We start from the raw sequence: 2,385 nt of genomic DNA, 5'->3' as shown, positions 1-2,385 counted from the left end.
TCCCCCGCCACTCCCCTTCCCCACCGAAAAGTTCTGCGCTCCTGGCTTCTCCCCATCTCGGCCAAAAACACCGGCATCGCCCTGGCGCTGACCCTGATGGATTTCGTCCTGTTCGCCGCCTGCATGGCCGGGGCGGTGCTCGCGCGCCATCCCGCCGTGCAAATACTCATGTCCCTGCTGGCCGGCTTCATGATCGCCAGGCTGTTCATCCTGGGCCACGATGCCTGCCACCAGAGCTTCACACCGCACCGCAGGCTCAACCGCTGGCTGGGCCGCGTGCTGTTCCTGCCCTCCCTCACGCCCTACAGCCTGTGGGATGTCGGGCACAACATCGTGCACCACGGCTACACCAACCTCAGCGGCTTTGATTTCGTCTGGCAGCCTTCGACCCTGCAGGCCTACCAGTGCATGCCCGCCTGGCGGCAATGGCTGGAGCGCGCCTACCGCAGCGGCTGGGCACCCTGGCTGTATTACCTTCTGGAAATCTGGTGGAAGCGGCTGTATTTCCCGTCCAAAGCCGTGATGCCCACGCGGCGCGGCATCTTTGTGGCCGATAGCCTGCTGGTCAGCGCGGCCGCCGCGGCCTGGATTGCCGGCCTTCTTGCCATGGCATCGGCGACCGGCCAATCGGCGGCCTGGCTTCTGGCCGTCGGATTTTTCCTGCCGCTGCTGGTGTGGAACGCGCTCATGGGTTTTGTGGTCTATGTGCACCACACGCACACCAGCATCGCCTGGTACGACAACAAGAAAAACTGGTCCGACGCCAACCCCTTTGTCTCCACCACCGTGCACCTGAGCTTCAACACGTTTTTCGGCGCGGCGCTGCACCACATCATGGAGCACACCGCCCATCACGTGGACATGGGCGTGCCGCTGTACCGCCTCAAGCAGGCCCAGGCCATGCTGGAAGCCAGGCTGCCCGGCCACATCGTGGTGCAGCCTTTTTCCTGGCGCTGGTATTTCGACACGGCGCGCCGCTGCAAGCTCTATGACTTCGAGCGGCGGCAGTGGACGGATTTTTCCGGCAGGCCGACTTCAGAAGAAATGGCCGGCGCCTTGCCCGCGTCTCAGTGAACCCGGGTATCGAAGACGCGCTTGAGCGCCGCGTGGTCGACGATGCGGATATGGCGTTTGTCGACTTCGAGGATGCCCTGTTGCTGGAACGCGGAAAACGTGCGGCTCACGGTTTCCAGCTTCATGCCCAGGTAGCTGCCGATCTCGGCGCGCGACATGCGCAGGTGGAACTCGCCGGCCGAATAGCCGYGCAGCTTGAGCCGCTGCGATAGGTTGAGCAGGAAGGCGGCCAGGCGCTCCTCGGCATTCATGCTGCCCAGCAACATCATCAGGCTGTGTTCCCTGACAATCTCCCGGCTCATCAGGCGGCTCACGGCCTGCTGCAGGTCGGCGCTGCTCGCAGCCAGGCCGCTGATCTGGTCGTAGGGAATGGCGCAGACCTCGGTGTCTTCGAGCGCCGTCGAGTTGCTGGCATAGGCGCCGTTGGCGATGCCGTCCAGGCCCATCAGCTCACCGGCCATCTGGAAGCCGCTGACCTGCTCGCGCCCGTCGGCCAGCGTCAGGCTGGATTTGAAGGTGCCCATGCGTACCGCGTAGATGTTGCGAAAGGGCTGGCCCTCGTGGTAGAGCGCCTGGCCCGCCTTGACCTTGCTGCGGTTGAAACCGAGCCCGTCCAGCCCGTTCACGTCGGCGGGCGTCATGCCGCAGGGCAGGCAGATATCGCGCAGGTTGCAGTCCGAGCAGCGTGTCGTCAGCGGCGGGATGGCGGCGGCGGGTGAATGGGCGGCGGATGAACAGGCTGGGGTCATGACGGCTCCTTTGGAATCAAACGTGAGAAACGGGTTGGACTACAGACCGGGGCTGCGCAAGCCCGGCCACGGCGTTGCCGAGCCGGTAGAACTCGGCGTGTTTGTCGAGAAAGCAGGCGGCGCCCGCGGCCAGGTAGCGCGCGCGGTAGGCCGGCTCGGCGTGATTGCTGAGGATGATGAAAGGGATGTGCGGCGCGGCCTTACGGACGGCCTGCAACACCTGCATGCCTGTGCCCTTTTCGAACTGCACGTCGAGCACCACGGCGTCGGGTTGCGTCGCCAGGATGCCCGGGACCGCCGACTCCGGCGTATCGGCCTGCCCTGCGATTTCCATGCCCTGGTTGAGCAGCATCGCGGCCACCCGGCTGCGGCTCAGCGCGGAGTCGTCGGCCAGAAAAACCCGGGTGGGTGAGGCGGTGTGCTGCATGCCCCTACTGTCGCGCAGGCGGCGCGCCCGGGACATCGGCTTTTGCTGAAAGGCCGGCTCGGAGATGGCTGGTTTGCCGCGGCCGGCGATCTTAGCCCGGCTCGGAATTTTCCTAGGAGCCCGGACGCCTAGTGG

Annotated in this window: 3 protein-coding genes; 1 reads left to right on the top strand and 2 read right to left on the bottom strand. The window is 65.4% G+C overall.

The annotated features are described in order from the left end of the window. On the top strand, positions 1-1,074 hold a 1,074-nt coding region (locus AC1D0P_RS24775; RefSeq protein ID WP_477679160.1), incomplete at its 5' end, for a fatty acid desaturase. On the opposite strand, the gene AC1D0P_RS24770 is transcribed toward AC1D0P_RS24775, so the two are convergent. Both AC1D0P_RS24770 and AC1D0P_RS24765 read right to left on the bottom strand, forming a co-directional pair. Further along, a complete protein-coding gene (locus AC1D0P_RS24770) occupies positions 1,068-1,823 on the bottom strand; it encodes a helix-turn-helix domain-containing protein (protein WP_477679159.1) in 756 nt (251 codons plus the stop codon). The genes AC1D0P_RS24775 and AC1D0P_RS24770 overlap by 7 nt on opposite strands. Positions 1,824-1,839: 16 nt before the next feature. After that, on the bottom strand, positions 1,840-2,250 hold the full coding sequence (locus AC1D0P_RS24765; RefSeq protein WP_477679158.1) for a response regulator: 411 nt from the start codon (positions 2,248-2,250) through the stop codon (positions 1,840-1,842). Positions 2,251-2,385 lie beyond the last annotated feature (135 nt).

Source organism: Polaromonas sp. P1_G2, assembly GCF_056405515.1.
Note: the sequence above shows the minus strand (reverse complement) of the source record. Positions and strands in the feature narration are given on the sequence as shown.

Bases quoted from the DNA above. Each gene is read 5' to 3' on its own strand.
- AC1D0P_RS24765 (WP_477679158.1), bottom strand. From the start codon at position 2,250: ATGCAGCACACCGCCTCACCCACCCGGGTTTTTCTGGCCGACGACTCC.